The organism is Rhizobium esperanzae, from assembly GCF_002204185.1.
GTDB classification, from domain to species: Bacteria; Pseudomonadota; Alphaproteobacteria; order Rhizobiales; family Rhizobiaceae; genus Rhizobium; species Rhizobium esperanzae.
Window position 1 is genome coordinate 1 of the sequence record NZ_MXPU01000025.1, and the last position, 16779, is coordinate 16779.

The window sequence follows — 16779 nt, forward strand, 5'->3', positions numbered from 1 at the left end:
ACGGCCGTGAAACGCCCCTGCGCCCATGGTACTTCGTCTTAAGACGCGGGAGAGTAGGTCGCTGCCAGGTCTGCAAATCGCAACTCAACGCATGCGCCCGGAGCCGTCAGGCTTCGGTAAGCTGCATGCGTCAACAAAAACTATCTTCTCATCACATTCCAACGGCCAAGGCCGTCTCAAAGGGCCGCTCACAAGCGGCCTTTCGTGTTATAATACTTCCGCGGGGTGGAGCAGCCCGGTAGCTCGTCAGGCTCATAACCTGAAGGCCGCAGGTTCAAATCCTGCCCCCGCAACCAAACAAAAAAGTCCGCCAAAAGCGGGCTTTTTGTTTTTCCGGGACCTCAGAACATGCGTTCAGCGAACGGCGCCGGAGTCCGATCCCTCTCGTTCAGCTCGTTGCGGGCCAGGAATTCCGCGGGCCGGATCGTCTGCAATGCATTTGCTACCTCTCTGAAATAGGGAAGCGCTTGCCAGAGCGTGCGGTCGCCGACGATGTAGAAACGGCGCTTGGCGCGCGTCAGCGCCACGTTCAACAGGTTTGGCTTGGATGCGGCCCAGCCGGCTGATCCGCGATGTTCAGTATCGGCGCCGAGGATCATGAAAACGATATCTTCCTCCTTGCCCTGGAAGGTATGGACCGTGCCTACCCGTTCCTGTAGCCATTTCTGCAGTTTCGCTGGCGATCCGTGCGCATATCCGTCTTGACCGATCCAGACCGCCTGAGAAAGAGCCCGTCTCAAACTGGTCTTGATCTCCTTGAACGGCGAGATGAGGTAGATGTCCGGCAATGCACCATCCCGGCGATAGGTCGCGGCGAGGAGGTCGACGATGAAGTCGGTCTGCTCGGCGACGGCCTGTTTGCCCGATACTTTGCCCTTGACGTCGATCCAGGCGCTGTCGCCATAAAAGGGCGACGCGTCGCCGGCCGGTCGGCGCTCGTGCAGCCCGAAGATCATCTTGTTCTGATAGGCGATCTGATTGGCAAGGCTGAACATCGGATCGATGCAGCGTCGATGCACTCTGAGTGGGCTGCCGATCCAGAGCCCATCTGCCTCCTCGCCCTGAAGTGTCGTTCCGTAGCGATTGGCGACATCGGCCAGCATCTGCACCGACGCCCTATTCGGCGAATATTGGCCTGCCGCGGTGTGGGGTGAAAGAGCGGAAGCGCCTGAAATCAGCGCGCTCGGAAGTGTGAAAACCGGTTCGATCTGCAAGGGGTCGCCGATCACCATGACGCGACGTGCACGCAACAACGTCCCGACCGCCGCTTGCGGCACTGCCTGGCCGGCTTCATCGATGAAGACCCAGCCGATCGACCCGGGCCCGAGCCCGCGGAACTGCTTGGCAAAAGACGCGAACGTCGTCGACACGATCGGAACGATCATGAAAAGGCTTTGCCAGATCGATGCAATGTGCTTGTCATCGACGGGATTGTTGTTGGAAAGCAGCTTGGTGATGGCAACGATGTTTCCGCCAAAACCTCCGCCCTTCCTGCCGACATCGGCCAACCAAGCTTCATGCAGTGTCAGCGCTGCTTCCAGCAATGCCGAACGCAGAGCCGCCAGTTCGTCCTGATGCCAAAGACCGTCGATCTGCACCTGGTCCTTATCGAGATCGGCGAGACGCTCCGGTGCGGCGGGGTGATCGAGAATTTCTCCCAGCCGCTCGAGTTCCTCCTTTTTCGCAGACCAGATTTTCCGCCGTGACCGCAGTGCCCGTTCGGCTCGGTCATGCTCTCGCAAAGCCCGTTCCAGCGCGGGTTTATCGGTTTTCGCGAGCCGATCTTCGCATTCGGCCAACGCCTTGCGCAGTTCCAGCTGCTTTCGCGCATTGACGATGACGTCTTGCCGATGCTGCCGGGCCGGGTTGGTCGAGAGCACTCTCTTCCATCGCGCAGGGGCGCTGCGGTCGAGCAGCTGTTCCTCCTCCTTCAGGTAAGACAAACCGTCGGCGATGTCGCGCATTTCGGTCGCCAGCATGTCGCATCGGTTCTGCGCATGCAAAACTTCGTCCGCGGCGGCAGCCACCCTCTCGAGCGCTTGGCGGCAGAATGCATCCTCCGAAACGGGCACTATTTCATCGCGGAGATCGGCATAGCGCGCATATTGGCCGATCTTTTCGCGAACCATCTCGTCGGCGGCATGAAAAGTCGATGCCGCTTCGGCAAAGCTTGGCCCCTCATAGCTCTTCAACCATTCCCAGATGCTCTGCGGCTTTGCGGCGCCCGACCAGCCGGGCTTCGGTCTTTCGGCGATCTCCATGAAGGCGAAACGTTCCTTGAAGGCTCGGCGGTTCCTGGAATTGCCGAGGGCACAGGCGATCAATCCCCATGGGCGGTCGCTGTCGGAGAGCTTGACGACCGATCCATTGTCTTTCTGGCAGGCGATCTTGTGTGCGACCGTCTGCAGATATTGAAAGGAAGACGTCCTCGCGATCGAGCTCCGCTTGGGAAGGTCGCGCGAAATATTCTCCACGGCGGCATTGTTAGAGGAGGCGACGACCATTTCGAACCCGGCAAGGGCTGGGATCAGCGCCGATATTGAGGCGGTGCTCCGATCCGTAAAACCGACACGACGTGGCGAGCCGTCAAAGGCGTCGCGCGCCGTCGTCAGGGAGGAGAGCACCCGGGCGCGCCGAACGATATTGTCCGCGAACATGTCACGCAGCAGCGTGGTCTTTCCGGTGCCCGGCGGGCCGTTGACCGAGAACAATCCCGTTTCCGACAGGCCGCCGATCGCCGAATTGATCGCGAACTGTTGCATGAGGCTCATTGCAAGATGAGGTTCGCTCAGCCAGCGTCCACGGTTGAGGTTGCCGGGATGCAGCGCCCGAATGATCGCCCGGTGTCCTTCTTCCGAATAGAGGTCGACCCGATTTTCATCTGCCGGCGGGTTGAGGTATCGCCGGAGCGGCTCCGGGACATTGCCCTGCCTGACGCAGATCATCGCCCGTTCGATATCCTCGATAAAGAAGCTGTTCAGAATGCCGATGTCCTCATCAAGGCTGGCACTTTCGTCTTCCTCGTCGGCATTGGCCGCATGATCCTCCTGTTGAGGCGGCAACGAAATGAGCTCGGGTCTTTCCGCCCTGTCGCGGTAGCGTATTTCAACGGCGGCGATGGGCTTTTCCTGGCGTGAGGCAAAACCCGCCCAATCGCGGAGCAATTCATGCAGCGCCAGGATTTCGCCGGCATCGATCGGCTGATCGGTGGCAGCCTCGAAGGATGAAGATCCCAGCTGTCGCTGCGCCTGGAAGTTTTGAAGCAATTCCGACAGCTGCCGCTTGCCGTCTGCAAATGCCTCATGGCTGAGCGAGGAGAGACCAGATTTCCGTACCCGTCCGAGGGCCCATGGAAGCGTCGAGACGGAAAATGTTTCGAACATCGGCTGTCCGAGCGGAGTAAGCTGCAGGCTGGCAAAGCAGGTATCACCATCGAGGTCGCCGCGTTCGGCATCCTCATACTCGGCAAAGTCGATCGCAGCGCTGTCGAAGTGCCTGCGGATGTCGGCGATCTCGGATTTGCTGAAAACGCCGAGGAACAAGGTGAAGCCGGTGATCTGCTTCTCCTCGGGTATGACAGGACGGCTGAGTGCAGCGCTGTCTTGCAAGAGCGTCTCTGCATGCAGCCAGAAAACGGTCCGTCCTTCGCCGAGGGCGAGACGATTGGAGAGATCATAAGGTATGAAAAACTCGATTTTATGCCAGAAATCGAGAATGGCCAGAAGCCGCTCCCGTTCCACCCTGTCCGCATCGATCTGCATGACTTCTCACTGAGGAGTGCAAAATAGGCTCATGCCTCTTTTAGCAGCGATTGCAGCTCAAAATCAAAGAGCATGGTGATGATGCGCCCGGTCGCGTGCATTTCAACGGCCGCGCAAGCGCGTCAGCGCAGACGCGGCTGCTTTTTTTCGCCTTGCTGGCGCTGATATCACCCTTGCGATGCGCGGCCTCGGCGAACGATCGGAGACGTTCGAGAGCAGTGCTGGCCTTGTAGGGATTACGACCAGGCGCGAGCAGCTGGAATGCGGGACTTCCGCCAACCGCCGCCGGGTTGAACAACCTGCGAGCGTTTCGCCTGCCTCATAATCTTCAGGAGAAGATGACAAAAATATTACAATTTGTACTGAAATATTACATTTACTGAATTATCTATAGTGGGAACAAATATAACCTTGAAGTATAAGTATCAGTAAAAATACAACCGATACGTAGTATCTTATTGTTTCTCGCTCCCTAAAACTAATCACTTTGGGCCATTTCCTTCCTTCTCAATCCGTATTAACATAATTAAGAAATGTCTAAAGAAAAAGGCGATGACACAATAGGACCGGCATTTCATACTATATTATACCTGCCATCGCTTCGTGTTTGAGTAAAGTGTACCGCTAGGGGAGGCGTATATGTTCATGACAGGCTCAGGAATGGAGAATGCGGACCAGGCGAAGAAGTCTAGCCCATCCGGAGATACTATCGTTGTAGTAGCCAAGGCCGATCTGTTTTCAGAATGCATGGTGGAGGCGCTGGCAAAGAAATTTCCAAACTGCGATGTACCAAGCATAACAAGCTCAAATCCGATGCTGGAAAAGGATACTAGCGATATAAAGCTAGTTTTATTTTACCATATACCTGCCCCTGAGCTGCAAGACGCGCTGCAGGCGGTCAGAGAAAATCATCCGGAAACCTCGATCGGACTTGTCGTCGAGGCCATAGACATGATGGAGCCCTATGTCAGCCGCTTGGTGGAGGCAAGGATCATCGACGGCGTCCTGCCGCTTAATCTTCGACTTGATGTTTTCATGGCGGCGGTGGATCTGCTGATGAAGGGCGGGGAGCATTTTCCCTCGGCGCTTCTCAACCGCCTCACCAATAAGGGGGCCCAGTTGGAGGCCTCGCTTTATCAGACGAAATCGGTTGATGCCGCCCGCAACAATGCGCTCAAGCTGAGACGCGACAGCATCTCGGCCTTGACGACCCGGGAGGTTCAGATCCTGGATCTCATCTGCAAGGGGACGCAGAACAAGATTATAGCCGACAAGCTGCACCTTTCCGAAAATACGGTGAAGGTCCACGTCCGCAATATCTATAAGAAGATGAATGTCCGAAACCGCACGGAAGCGGCGTCCCGCTTCTTCAATGATCATCCGGTCGGCGATGACGACATGTCCAGCCGTTGGCGCAACTGATCGGCAGCGCCGCGCCCCTTTTCAGGCGCGCAACGAGCGCATGGTTCTATCCTTAAATCGATTCCGATTTAAGAAATATGCAGCGGCGCTTTTGCTTCAGATCGAGGGACGCGCAAAGCAGCGCGACTTCTGTCCGAAGCCGCTTGGAGAGCAGATATAGGGCGCGGACCCGTGATAGGCGACGATGCGGGCTCGTGCCGCAGCAGGCCGAGCGGTTCGATTTTCCGGGTAGGTGTAAGCCTTCGACACGGGTGTCGTATCGACGACGACAACATTCTTTTTCGCGATGGCGGCCATGTCGTTGTCAACGACCGCACAAGCCGTTGCTCCGATCGCAAGAAGCGTCGCTCCCCCGGCAAGCATCGCCAAATGAAATGGACTCCAGCCTTTCGGCTGGGCTGCGGCGCGATTTTTGAACATGCCCAAATCCCTCGCATAAGACGCTTCCGGATGCAAGGCCGGTCGCGCAGCCCTGCGCGGTCGACCTCTCCCTCTTCTATCCGATCTTTATTGAGCAAAGTTTGAGCAACGGCGTGATTCCCGTTTTACGTGAAAAAATAGGGAAAATGATTAATCATTTGTTACTCTAAAGAACAATTGCGTAATTATTTGGGATATTTTATGTTTTTAAAGTTGACCGCGGTAACAAACGTCTTATCATTTCAATAGTAAATGAGTTAGCTGAAGAATAACCTCGAAATTATTCCTGTATGGGTACTCAGTTAAATGAATATCCGTCCGGGTAGTGGAGGTGTAAGGCGCCTTAATAATACAAAAGACTAAAACGTGGGGAGGAGTTTGTAATGCGTAGTTTCATTCCCGGCGAAGGCTATTCTGAAGTAAAGAACATAGCGGTGCTCAAGGATCTGGGCACCGCTCTTGTAAATGGCGGAGCCGGCTTTCTTGGCTCGCATCTCTGCGAAAGGCTTCTGCTGCGCGGGCATAGCGTCGTATGCCTCGACAACTTTTCCACCGGCCGCCGTGCAAATGTCGAGCATCTCGCATCGAATCCCCGCTTTCGCATCATCGAGCACGATGTCCGTCAGCCCTTCGATATCGAAGCGTCGCTGATCTTCAACTTCGCCTCTCCTGCTTCTCCGCCCGATTATCAACGGGATCCGGTGGGCACCTTGCTCACCAACGTACTCGGCGCCGTCAACACCTTGGACTGTGCGCGCAAGACCGGCGCGATCGTCGTTCAGTCGTCGACGTCGGAAGTCTATGGCGATCCGACTCAGAGCCCGCAGCGCGAATCCTATTGCGGCAATGTCAACTCCATCGGGCCGCGAGCCTGTTACGACGAGGGAAAACGCAGCGCCGAAACCCTCTTCTTCGACTATCACCGGACCTACGGCGTCGACATCAAGGTCGGCCGCATCTTCAACACCTACGGACCTCGCATGCGCCTGGATGATGGCCGCGTGGTCTCCAACTTCATCGTGCAGGCCCTGCGCAACGCCGACCTGACGATCTACGGCGACGGCCAGCAGACCCGCTCTTTCTGCTATGTCGATGATCTCGTCGAAGGTTTCCTGCGTTTCTCGGCAGCCGGCAGCGCATGCCACGGTCCGATCAATCTCGGTAACCCGGGCGAGTTTTCCGTTCGACGCCTGGCGGAGATCATCCGGGACCTCACCAATTCGCGCTCCCGCATCGTTCACCTGCCGGCTGTCGTCGACGATCCCCGCCAGCGGCGGCCGGACATCTCACGGGCGATGACGGAACTGGCATGGCAGCCTCATATCGAGCTCGAAGCCGGCCTGACGCGCACCGTTGAATATTTCGACGGCCTGCTTGCCGGGACGGAGCAGGCGGAGGCTGTATGAGATGCCCCGCTATATTCTCGTCACCGGCGGCGCCGGTTTCATAGGCAGTCATATCTGCAAAACGCTGTCGCGCGCCGGGATGATCCCGGTTACCTACGACAACCTCTCGACCGGACATGCCGACAGCGTCCGCTGGGGACCGCTCGTTCGCGGGGAACTCGGCGATGCGATCGCGCTGCGTCGGACGATGGCCGAATTTTCGCCCGATTGCGTCATCCATTGCGGCGCCAATGCCTATGTCGGCGAATCCGTCGATATGCCGAGGAAATATTACCGCAACAATGTCGTCGGCAGTCTCACGCTGCTCGAAGCCTGCCTCGACCAGGAAATCGATCGGATCGTCTTTTCCAGCAGTTGTGCCACCTATGGCGTCCCCGCCTCGTTGCCGATACGGGAGGAAAGCCCGCAGCAGCCGGTCAATCCCTATGGACGTACCAAGCTGATCTTCGAGATGGCGCTCGAGGATTTTGCCGCCGCCTATGGTATCCGCTTCGCCGCCCTACGGTATTTCAACGCGGCCGGCGCCGATCCGGATGGCGAGCTTGCCGAGCGTCACGAGCCCGAGACACATCTCATTCCTCGCGCCCTCCTCGCCGCCGCCGGCAGGCTGGAGCGGCTCGATATCTTCGGCACCGACTATTCGACCGAGGACGGAACCTGCGTTCGCGATTATATCCATGTCAGTGATCTCGCGCAGGCACATTTGGCCGCCGTCAATCACCTGATCGCAGACGGCGCCTCGCTGAGCGTCAATCTCGGTTCCGGCCGCGGCACGTCAGTGCGCGAGATCCTCGACGCGGTCTATCGCGCCAGCGGCCGCGAAGTCCCCGTCCGTTATCGCGCCCGCCGCCCCGGCGATCCGCCGATCCTGCTTGCCAATACGGCACGGGCCAAGGCAGAGCTCGGCTTCGTGCCGGCTCTTTCGGATATCGACACGATCATCCGCACTGCCGGACCCACCTTCGGGCTGGAGATGACGGCATGAGTCTGGTTTCGGAGATCGATCACCGGATCAGGACGGCGAAAGCCGCCGATGCATTCAACCCGGTTTTCACGGGTCGGAAGCGTGTCGCCTATGGTTTCGGCATCCTCTGCTGGCTGGCGGCGCTCGGCTATTTCTGGAGCTGGTGGTGTCAGTCCGCCCACATCATTTCCTGGCCAGCCTTCGTGCTCGTCACCGTCGTGCTTGCCTGGATAACGCTTGTCCCCGCCTATTTCATCCTGATCTTCCTCGATGCCAGAACGATCGGTTCGCGCGCCCTGCTGCCGCAAGGACGCGTGGCAATGGTCGTCACCAAGGCGCCGTCCGAACCCTTTGCCGTCGTCCGCGCCACGCTTCAGGCGATGCTCGATCAGACCGGTGTCGAGTTCGATGTCTGGCTGGCCGATGAGGATCCTTCCGCGGAAACCAGACGCTGGTGCGCCGAACACGGCGTGCTGATCTCGACGCGAAAGGGCGTGGCGGAGTATCACCGCACGACCTGGCCGCGCCGGACGCGGTGCAAGGAAGGCAATCTCGCCTATTTCTACGACCATTTCGGCTATGCGCGTTACGATTTTGTCGCCCAGTTCGATGCCGATCATGTGCCGACACCGACCTATCTCCGTGAAGTCCTGCGCCCCTTCGCCGATCCTGGCGTCGGCTATGTTTCCGCTCCCAGCATCTGTGATGCGAATGCCGCGGCGAGTTGGGTCGCGCGCGGCAGGCTCTATGCGGAGGCAAGTCTGCACGGTTCGCTGCAGACCGGTTACAACAATGGCTGGGCGCCCCTTTGCATCGGCTCCCACTATGCGGTCCGCACATCAGCCCTTCGCCAGATCGGTGGCCTTGGCCCCGAGCTTGCCGAAGATCATTCGACGACGCTGATGATGAACGCTGGCGGCTGGCGCGGCGTCCACGCGGTCGATGCGATCGCTCATGGCGACGGCCCGGCGAATTTCGCTGATCTCGCCGTGCAGGAATTCCAGTGGTCGCGCAGCCTCGTCACCATCCTGCTGCAATATTCCCGCCGCTACGTCGTCCATCTCCCCTGGCGGCTGAAATTCCAGTTCGTCTTTTCGCAGCTGTGGTATCCGCTCTTTTCCGCGGTCATGGCAGTGATGTTCCTGCTGCCGGTTGCCGCCTTGCTGACGGGCGAGGTCTTCGTCAATGTGACCTATCCGGATTTTCTGCTGCATTTCGCGCCGATGTCGATCATGCTGACGCTCTTTGCTTTCTTCTGGCGGGCCACGGGAACCTTCCGGCCGCACGATGCGAAACTGTTTGGATGGGAAGGGCTGGCCTTCACCTTTCTGCGCTGGCCATGGTCGCTGGCCGGCAGCCTGGCGGCCATTCGCGACCATATCTCCGGTTCTTTCGTCGACTTTCGCATCACCCCGAAGGGAAAGCAGCAGCAGCAGTCTTTGCCGCTGCGCGTCGTTGCGCCCTATCTTGCTCTCGCGGGGCTTTGCGCCGCGGCCATGGCACTCGCCGGCGAGGCCGCTGCCGCTCAGGGCTTTTATCTTTTCGCTGCGATGAACCTCGTGCTCTATCTGTCGCTGACGGTGCTGATCGTCATTCGTCATGCGATCGAGAACGGCCTGCCGCTGCTGCCGCAATCGCGCGGCCTCTGGCTCGCGACGGCCACCGGTTTGGCGATCTGCGTCACCGGCGGCTTGCAGGCGGCCAACCACGGTCTGCGCGGCCTCGAAGCCCTTTCCCATGGCCAGACGCTCATCAGTTTCAGCCAATCGCAATTTGCCGTCGCCGGGGCGGGCCTCGGCGGCAAGACCAGGACCGTGAAGTTTCGCCTCAGATGGAATGGATTCGGAAGCGCGGGACGGGACCAACAGGGTGTTTGAACCGGCCAACCGGCACGTGTCGAGGAGGAGCATATAATGAGCATCGGATCGAGACTGTATGGCATAGCCCTGGCTCTCAGCCTGTGCCTGCCTGTGATGGCGCACGCTGCCGAGGCCACTAAGACGCCGCCGACGCCGCTCAGCGCCTATGAACTCTATCGCATCTACGGTGACAAGACCTGGACCTGGGGCACCGGCGGCGGCCGTTTCTTCGATGAAGGCCGGCGGTTCGTGGCCTGGACCAACGACAAGGGCAAACAGTCCTTCGCCGAAGGCAAATGGGTGGTCGACGATCTCGGCCAGCTCTGCATGCGCGCGACCTGGACGAATGCCGAGGGAGCAGCCCGTGCCAGCACCTGTTTCGGTCACCGCAAGATCGGCAATACGATCTACCAGCGCCGTCAGCCGGACGGCAACTGGTACGTCTTCCGCCATTCTTCGGTGCGCCAGGATGACGAATTCGGCAAGCTCGTCTCTACGGATACAGTCAGCGCCAAGGCGTATGAACTGAAGCAGCTCCTGCTGAATCAGGTAATAGCCCGAAAAGGAGGGTGAGCCATGAAGAAGCTGACGAAAAATCACCTCTCGACCGCCGCGATCGCGCTGCTGCTGTTGTGCGTCGCGGGACTGCCGGGCCGAAGCGAGGTGCAATATGCGGGCATCGCGCCGAACCCGGCGGTGAGCGCGCGAACGATCATCGACAAACGCCCGGTCGTCCATGCCGACGGCATCAAGTTCGGCGCCTATGACCCGCATGGGGATTTCGGCGCCCAGGCCAATGTCTCGACCGAAGCCCTGTTCCTGCCGTGGGAAGACGTTGACCTGGAGACGCTGCGCCTTGCGGATGCCTATGCACTGGCCAGGGGCCGCAACCTGCTGATAACGGTGGAGCCTTGGTCCTGGGACGTCGATTGGCGGCTGACCTCGGGCGAGCTTCGCGCAAAGGTTCTGCGCGGCGACTACGATGTCAACATGCGGGCGATCGCGCAGATGATATCCCAGCTGAAAAGCCCCGTGATCGTCCGCTGGGGACAGGAGATGGAAGACAAATCCGGGCGGTTTTCGTGGGCCGGCTGGAACCCGCCAGACTATATCGCCGCCTACAAGCGCATGATGGACATCCTCCGCGAGGAGGCGCCCGGCACCGAGATCATGTGGTCGCCGAAGGGCCTGCCGGGCCTGCGGGACTACTATCCCGGCGACGACTATGTCGATCTGGTCGGATTGTCGGTCTTCGGGCTGGAGCGCTACGATGAACTTGCTTACAACAAGCACCGGACCTTCTCGGAAGCGCTGAGGCAGGGCTATGATCTCGTCGCCGACTATGGAAAGCCCATCTGGGTCGCAGAGCTCGGCTACGAAGGCGGCGACGCCTATATGAGGCCTTGGATCGAAACCGCGACGTTGAAACAGAGCGCCTTCCCGAACCTTCGGGAAGTGGTCTATTTTAATGACCGGGACGTGCATGCTTGGCCGTTCAATCTCGGCCGGCCTGACTGGCGCGTGGTCGAGAGCTTGGCGGCCAACTGATGTTGCTTAACGAGGGAGAGGCCCGCTGGGGTTTGCGGCCCTCTCCTCTCATATAAGGCAAGCGATCATCCCTTGAGCGTTGCCTTACCCTCTTCGACGAGCCGGGTCGCCGCATCGGCGGGCGAGGTCCGTTCGAAGGCGAGTTCGTCGCAGATCGGGCGCAGCACGCGCTGGTCGAATTGGGTTGCACCCATCGGCACCGGCGGCGGATATTCGCCGACCTGATCCTTGAGCATGTTGACGTATTTGACCGTCTCCTGCTCCGTCGGGTTCAGCTGCGGCAGAATGGCCTCACGCACGGCCGGCGACATCGGCACGCCACGCTCGACGCCGAGAATCTTGCCGGCTTCGATGTCGTTGACGAAGAAGTCGATGAATTTCGCGGCCGCTTCGCCGTTCTTCGTCGTGGCGCCGACGCTCCAGATCAGCGCAGGCCGGTAGTAGTGGCCGGACGGCCCGCCCTTCTTTTCCCGCGGCAGCATGGTGATGCCGATTTTGTTCTTGATGATCAGCTGATAGCCGATCATCTGGTTGGAATAGGCCATGCCGATCACCGATTTGCCGAGACCGAGGGCGTTGGTGTCAATGGTGTTTTGATCGAGCGTCTGGACGTCGGCAGCAACCGTGCCTCCCGCCTTACGCAGCTTCTCCCAATAGTCGAACCACTCCGTGGCATCGTCGGCCGTGAAACCGAGCCCCACCGTTTCCTTCGCAAAAAGGCTTTTGCCCCGCTGGCGCAGCCAGGCGTCGAACACATAGGCGTAGCGTGCCGCGTAGGGGCCGCCTGCCTTGCCCGAGGACTTGGAGAGTTCCACCGCGAGTTTGGCATATTCATCCCATGTCAGGTCGGGTGTTGGCACCGGAATGCCTGCCTTTTCGAATTCCACCGTGTCGAAGAACATTGAGAAAGAGTTGAGGCCGAGGCCGACACCATAGAGTTTCCCGTCGATGGTGGTCAGTTTCAGAACGTCGGCGCCGAAGGACTGGACCTTCAAGGTCGAGGGGACGAATTCGTCGAGCGGCATGCAGGCGCCGCGTTTGGAATAATCGGAGATCGTTCCCGGCTCGAGCTGAAAGACGTCGGCGATCGAGCGGCCGGCCATCTGCGTGGCGAGCTTCGTCCAGTAGCCGTCGCCTGAAAGCGATTCACCGACGATCGTGACACCGGGTGTTTTCGACTGGTAGAGTTTGGCGACATCGAGCGTCCGCTTGGCGCGGTCGTTCGACCCCCACCACATGGCTCGCAGCTGCGTGTCTTCGGCAAAGGCCGGGATGGCGCTTCCGGCGCCAAAGGCAAGGCCGGCAGCGGCACCGGCTGAACCCATCAGAAATGAACGGCGATTGACCTGCATGATATCCTCCCTTGTCCCAATTTGTCCGCTGCCATCCTCCATGGCGTTGTCGGATTTTCGCGAGACAGGTTACGCAAAAAAGAAATTATTGCAAGAAATAACGTTTGTATTGCAAATTTGCGTGATTTGCATAAAGTTTGCCTATGAGCAATGAAAAAGTCAGACGGCTGCGGCAGGCCGACATAGCCACATTAGCGGGCGTCTCCGTCTCGACGGTGTCGCGCGTGCTCGCCAACGAACCGGGCATCAGCGAGACCGTCCGGCGGCAGATATTGAAGGTGGCCGGCGAACACGGTTATCCCGTCAAGCCTGCTGCCGAAGCGGTTGCCGGTGGGCTGGCGCTGATTGCTAGCGACGGCGTCACCGGCGGGCTCAGCGTCTTCTACGAAGCGATCGTCGACGGCTTGCGCACCGGAGCCTCCGAAGCGGGCATGCCTTTCGAAATTCGGCTGGTCCGCGAGGATCGGATCACGCCGGATGCCGTGCGCGACTATATGCAGGCCGCGGGGGCTGCGGGTCTTTTTCTCGTCGGCATCGACCCCAACGAAAGCTTGCGCGACTGGCTGCAGGCCACCACGACACCGACCGTGCTTGTCAACGGCACCGATCCCAGGATGCAGTTCGACGGTGTTTCGCCGGCTAATTTCTTCGGTGCCTATGAGGCGGCCAGCCGGCTGACCCGGGCCGGCCATCGCCGTATCCTGCATCTGAGCGGCTCTCACCGCCATACGATTCGCGAGCGCATTCGTGGCTTCGAGGCGGCGATCGCCGCCGTCCCCGGCGCCGAAGGACGATTCGTTTCGCTGGCGCTCCAGGGCAGCGCCAGCCGCGAGGCCCACGAACGCACCGCGGCAGTCCTTGCCGAGAATGCCGGCTTCACCGCGGCGTTCTGCATGAATGATTTCATTGCCGTCGGCGTTTTGGAGGCCGTCACCGAGGCCGGCCTGCGGGTGCCCGAGGATTTCGCGATTATCGGTTTTGATGATCTGCCCTGCGCATTGATGACCAATCCGCGGCTTTCCACCATGCGCGTCGACCGTGCCGCTCTCGGGCGCGAGGCCGTGTCGCTGATGCTGACCCGGTTCCGCAACCGAACAGCGGCTGCGCGCCACATCTGCCAGGCGGTCGTTCCCGTTCCGGGGGGGAGCGTTGCCAATACCGAGAACCCGTAAGAGGTGCCGATGACCTATGATCCTGCCAGCGCCAATCCGCTTGCCGGCAATCCGCTGGAAACCCGCGCCGATATGAGCCGCGCTCTGCTCGCTCTCTTCGATCCGCTGCTTCCCTGTTTTTCGCAGGGCAACGCTCGAGTCAGGCTCAGTGGCGCAGCCGCTCATTTCGATCGGGCGGCGGCCGATCTCGAGGGTTTTGCCCGCCCGCTCTGGGGGTTGGCGCCTTTTGGCGCCGGGGGTGGCGACTTCGCCCATTGGCATCGATTTGCCGAAGGTCTCGCAAACGGCACCGACCCCGCCCATCCCGAATATTGGGGAACAGTCAACGGCCGGGATCAGCGGATGGTCGAGCTTGCTGCCCTTGGCTTTGCCCTGGCGCTGGTGCCGGAAAAGATCTGGGAGCCGCTCGATGCGCGCGCCCGCAGCAATGTCGTCGCCTATCTCAAACATGCCAGACAGTTCGACTATGCCGATAACAACTGGAAATTTTTCCGCATCTTCGTCGATATCGCCCTCGATCGTCTCGGCGTCGATTTCGACCGCAGCCTGACGCGGCAATATCTGCAGGAGCTCGAAGGCTTCTATATCGGCGATGGCTGGTATCGCGACGGCAACGTGCGTCGTATCGACCACTACATTCCCTTTGCCATGCATTTTTATGGGCTAATTTATTCGAAGCTCGTCGATGACGATTATGCGAAACGCTATCGCGAGCGCGCCATCCTCTTCGCCCGGGATTTCCGCCACTGGTTTGCCGCCGACGGCGCGACGATTCCCTTCGGCCGCAGCCTGACCTATCGCTTCGCCTGCGCCGGCTTCTGGTCGGCGCTCGCCTTTGCCGATGTCGAGGCTTTACCCTGGGGCGAAGCCAGGCATCTCTGCTTGCAGCATCTGCGCTGGTGGAGGGACAAGCCGATTGCCGACCGCGACGGCGTTCTCTCGATTGGTTTCGGCTACCCGAACCTGCTGATGTCGGAGAGCTACAATTCCGCCGGCTCGCCCTATTGGGCCTTGAAGGCCTTCCTGCCGCTGGCGATCGCGGAGAACCATCCCTTCTGGAGCGCCGGCGAGAAGGCGCCGGAACAGGCGCCTGAGGTCGTTCCCCAGCGCCATCCCGGCATGGTTCTCATCCGGGCGGGCCGCGATGTCGTGGCCCTTTCTTCCGGCCAGGAAAACCTGCAGATGCGTTTCGGCACCGAGAAATACGCAAAATTCGCCTATTCCACCCGGTACGGCTTCAGCGTCGAGTCCGACGAACGCGGCTTTGCGCTTGCCGCCTTCGATTCTATGCTGGCCTTCAGCGATGACGGCCTGCACTACCGCGTGCGTGAAACGAATGAGGGGGCCCGGCTCGCGGGTGATGTGCTTCATTCGAAATGGTCGCCTTTCCCCGATGCCGAAGTCGAAACCTGGCTCGTGCCCGCCGCCCCCTGGCATATCCGCCTCCACCGGATCAGGTCGGGCCGGCCGCTGCGGATTGCCGAAGGCGGCTTTGCCATCGGCCGCCGCGACTTCGAGCAGGATCGGCTGTCGGCCTCGGAGGGGGCGGCCTTTGCGATCGGAGAAGCCGATTTCTCCGGCATTCTCGATCTCGGCTCTTCGATCAAACGTGTCGGACTTGCCCAAAAGGCCCAGCCCAACACCAATGTGATCGTCGCCAAGACCATCGTGCCGCAGCTGCGCGGTCAGATTCCGGCCGCCGAGACCATCCTGGTGACGGCGGTGCTGGCGCTCGCCGATCCCGCCGCTGTAACGTCCGCCTGGACGCGGCCGCCGAAAGCGCCTGATATTGCGGCGCTGGAGGCCCTGGTACGGGAAAAGGGCGTGACCGTCAGCGCCATCGAAGCGCCGGGTCAGATGCCATGAGCGGTCCGGCCATCGTCCTTGCCATGGAGCCGTCACGCACGGAGCATGTCCTGCCCGATGAGATCCTGCGCCGGCTCGATGCCATCGGCCGCCTTCTCGATCCCGAGCCGCTGCAGCGCCTCGACGACGCGCGGGCAAGACGCCTGCTTTCAGAAGCGGAGATCCTGATTACCGGCTGGGGTGCGCCCTATGTCGGGCCTGAGATTCCGGCTGCCGCACCGCAGCTTCGCCTCATCGTCCATGCGGCGGGCACGGTGAAGGGTATCGTCGACGATGCCATCTTCGAAGCCGGCATAGCGGTCAGCCACGCGGCCGAAGCCAATGCCGTGCCCGTTGCCGAATTCACGCTGGCTGCGATCCTCTTCGCCGGCAAACGTGCCTTCCGTTTCCGTAACCTCTACGTCGGCGACCGCAACCGTGATCGGACCTATCCGATGCAGCGGGAAGCGATCGGCAATTATGGACGAACCCTCGGCATCGTCGGCGCCTCGCGCATCGGCCGACGGGTGATCGAACTCCTGAAACCCTTCGACTACAGGCTGCTGCTGTTCGATCCCATGCTCGATGCAGCCGAAGCAGCCGGTCTCGGAGCTGAAAAGGTCGATCTCGACGATTTGATGCGGCGCGCGGATATCGTTTCCCTGCACGCGCCGTCACTGCCGTCGACGCAGCATATGATCGATGCGCGAAGACTGTCGCTGATGAAGGACGGGGCAACGCTGATCAACACCGCGCGCGGCATTCTCATCGATGAGGCCGCTCTGCTTTCGGAGCTGAAGACCGGCCGCATCGATGCGGTCATCGACGTCACCGATCCGGAAATTCCGGAGGCGGATTCGGCCTTCTACGATCTGCCGAACGTTTTCCTGACCCCGCACATTGCCGGCGCAATCGGTTTGGAACGGGCGCGTCTCGGCGAGATGGCGGCGGATGAGGTCGAGCGTTTCACGACCGGGCGGCCGCTGCTCTACCAGATCCGCCGGCAGGATCTCGAAAACATCGCCTGACG

General features: G+C 60.2%; 12 protein-coding genes and 1 tRNA gene. 10 read left to right on the forward strand and 3 right to left on the reverse strand.

Features of this window, described 5'->3' with window-relative positions:
- The first annotated feature begins 219 nt into the window (after window positions 1-219).
- Window positions 220-296 (forward strand) — tRNA-Met (locus tag B5E41_RS27310).
- A 45-nt stretch (window positions 297-341) separates the two neighbouring features.
- Here B5E41_RS27310 and B5E41_RS27315 read toward each other — a convergent pair.
- Window positions 342-3761, reverse strand: coding sequence for a DEAD/DEAH box helicase (locus B5E41_RS27315; protein WP_088396845.1), 3420 nt, complete (start codon window positions 3759-3761; stop codon window positions 342-344).
- 639 nt (window positions 3762-4400) lie between these two features.
- Between B5E41_RS27315 and B5E41_RS27325 the strand changes: the two genes are divergently transcribed.
- Window positions 4401-5183, forward strand: a complete 783-nt coding sequence (locus tag B5E41_RS27325) for a helix-turn-helix transcriptional regulator (RefSeq protein ID WP_088396847.1) — start codon at window positions 4401-4403, stop codon at window positions 5181-5183.
- 96 nt (window positions 5184-5279) lie between these two features.
- On the opposite strand, the gene B5E41_RS27330 is transcribed toward B5E41_RS27325, so the two are convergent.
- Window positions 5280-5603 carry a hypothetical protein gene (locus tag B5E41_RS27330; RefSeq protein WP_088396848.1) on the reverse strand — a complete coding sequence of 108 codons (324 nt, stop codon included), beginning with the start codon at window positions 5601-5603 and terminating at the stop codon, window positions 5280-5282.
- Between the two features lie 383 nt (window positions 5604-5986).
- Here B5E41_RS27330 and B5E41_RS27335 point away from each other — a divergent pair, with 383 nt between their 5' ends.
- The 5 genes from B5E41_RS27335 to B5E41_RS27355 are packed head-to-tail and all read left to right on the forward strand — an operon-like array spanning window position 5987 to window position 11380.
- Complete coding sequence (locus B5E41_RS27335) at window positions 5987-7009, forward strand: UDP-glucuronic acid decarboxylase family protein (RefSeq protein WP_088396849.1); 1023 nt, start codon at window positions 5987-5989, stop codon at window positions 7007-7009.
- A 1-nt stretch (window position 7010) separates the two neighbouring features.
- Window positions 7011-7994 carry a UDP-glucose 4-epimerase GalE gene (gene galE, locus B5E41_RS27340; protein ID WP_088396850.1) on the forward strand — a complete coding sequence of 328 codons (984 nt, stop codon included), beginning with the start codon at window positions 7011-7013 and terminating at the stop codon, window positions 7992-7994.
- Window positions 7991-9850, forward strand: coding sequence for a glycosyltransferase family 2 protein (locus B5E41_RS27345; RefSeq protein WP_088396851.1), 1860 nt, complete (start codon window positions 7991-7993; stop codon window positions 9848-9850). The genes galE and B5E41_RS27345 overlap by 4 nt, the downstream gene beginning before the upstream one ends.
- A gap of 36 nt (window positions 9851-9886) precedes the next feature.
- Complete coding sequence (locus B5E41_RS27350; protein WP_088396852.1) at window positions 9887-10405, forward strand: DUF995 domain-containing protein; 519 nt, start codon at window positions 9887-9889, stop codon at window positions 10403-10405.
- A gap of 3 nt (window positions 10406-10408) precedes the next feature.
- On the forward strand, window positions 10409-11380 hold the full coding sequence (locus B5E41_RS27355) for a glycoside hydrolase family 26 protein (protein ID WP_088396853.1): 972 nt from the start codon (window positions 10409-10411) through the stop codon (window positions 11378-11380).
- Window positions 11381-11445: 65 nt separating this feature from the next.
- Here B5E41_RS27355 and B5E41_RS27360 read toward each other — a convergent pair whose 3' ends face one another.
- A complete protein-coding gene (locus B5E41_RS27360; protein WP_088396854.1) occupies window positions 11446-12732 on the reverse strand; it encodes an ABC transporter substrate-binding protein in 1287 nt (428 codons plus the stop codon).
- Between the two features lie 143 nt (window positions 12733-12875).
- Between B5E41_RS27360 and B5E41_RS27365 the strand changes: the two genes are divergently transcribed.
- Genes B5E41_RS27365 through B5E41_RS27375 form a run of 3 tightly spaced genes read left to right on the forward strand, consistent with a single transcriptional unit; the run spans window position 12876 to window position 16777 of the window.
- Entirely contained in the window at window positions 12876-13904 is a 1029-nt protein-coding gene (locus B5E41_RS27365; protein WP_088396855.1) for a LacI family DNA-binding transcriptional regulator, read from the forward strand.
- A 9-nt stretch (window positions 13905-13913) separates the two neighbouring features.
- Window positions 13914-15770 (forward strand): DUF2264 domain-containing protein, encoded by a 1857-nt coding sequence (locus B5E41_RS27370; RefSeq protein ID WP_088396856.1) that lies wholly within the window; start codon window positions 13914-13916, stop codon window positions 15768-15770.
- Window positions 15767-16777: a hydroxyacid dehydrogenase gene (locus B5E41_RS27375; protein ID WP_088396857.1), complete on the forward strand. Its 1011-nt coding sequence runs from the start codon at window positions 15767-15769 to the stop codon at window positions 16775-16777. The genes B5E41_RS27370 and B5E41_RS27375 overlap by 4 nt, the downstream gene beginning before the upstream one ends.
- The last annotated feature ends 2 nt before the right edge of the window (window positions 16778-16779 follow it).

Coding starts and splice junctions, on each gene's coding strand:
- B5E41_RS27315 (WP_088396845.1), bottom strand. CDS start 3,761: ATGCAGATCGATGCGGACAGGGTGGAACGGGAGCGGCTTCTGGCCATT.
- B5E41_RS27375 (WP_088396857.1), top strand. CDS start 15,767: ATGAGCGGTCCGGCCATCGTCCTTGCCATGGAGCCGTCACGCACGGAG.
- galE (WP_088396850.1), top strand. CDS start 7,011: ATGCCCCGCTATATTCTCGTCACCGGCGGCGCCGGTTTCATAGGCAGT.
- B5E41_RS27360 (WP_088396854.1), bottom strand. CDS start 12,732: ATGCAGGTCAATCGCCGTTCATTTCTGATGGGTTCAGCCGGTGCCGCT.
- B5E41_RS27325 (WP_088396847.1), top strand. CDS start 4,401: ATGTTCATGACAGGCTCAGGAATGGAGAATGCGGACCAGGCGAAGAAG.
- B5E41_RS27370 (WP_088396856.1), top strand. CDS start 13,914: ATGACCTATGATCCTGCCAGCGCCAATCCGCTTGCCGGCAATCCGCTG.
- B5E41_RS27330 (WP_088396848.1), bottom strand. CDS start 5,603: ATGTTCAAAAATCGCGCCGCAGCCCAGCCGAAAGGCTGGAGTCCATTT.
- B5E41_RS27345 (WP_088396851.1), top strand. CDS start 7,991: ATGAGTCTGGTTTCGGAGATCGATCACCGGATCAGGACGGCGAAAGCC.
- B5E41_RS27335 (WP_088396849.1), top strand. CDS start 5,987: ATGCGTAGTTTCATTCCCGGCGAAGGCTATTCTGAAGTAAAGAACATA.
- B5E41_RS27350 (WP_088396852.1), top strand. CDS start 9,887: ATGAGCATCGGATCGAGACTGTATGGCATAGCCCTGGCTCTCAGCCTG.
- B5E41_RS27365 (WP_088396855.1), top strand. CDS start 12,876: ATGAGCAATGAAAAAGTCAGACGGCTGCGGCAGGCCGACATAGCCACA.
- B5E41_RS27355 (WP_088396853.1), top strand. CDS start 10,409: ATGAAGAAGCTGACGAAAAATCACCTCTCGACCGCCGCGATCGCGCTG.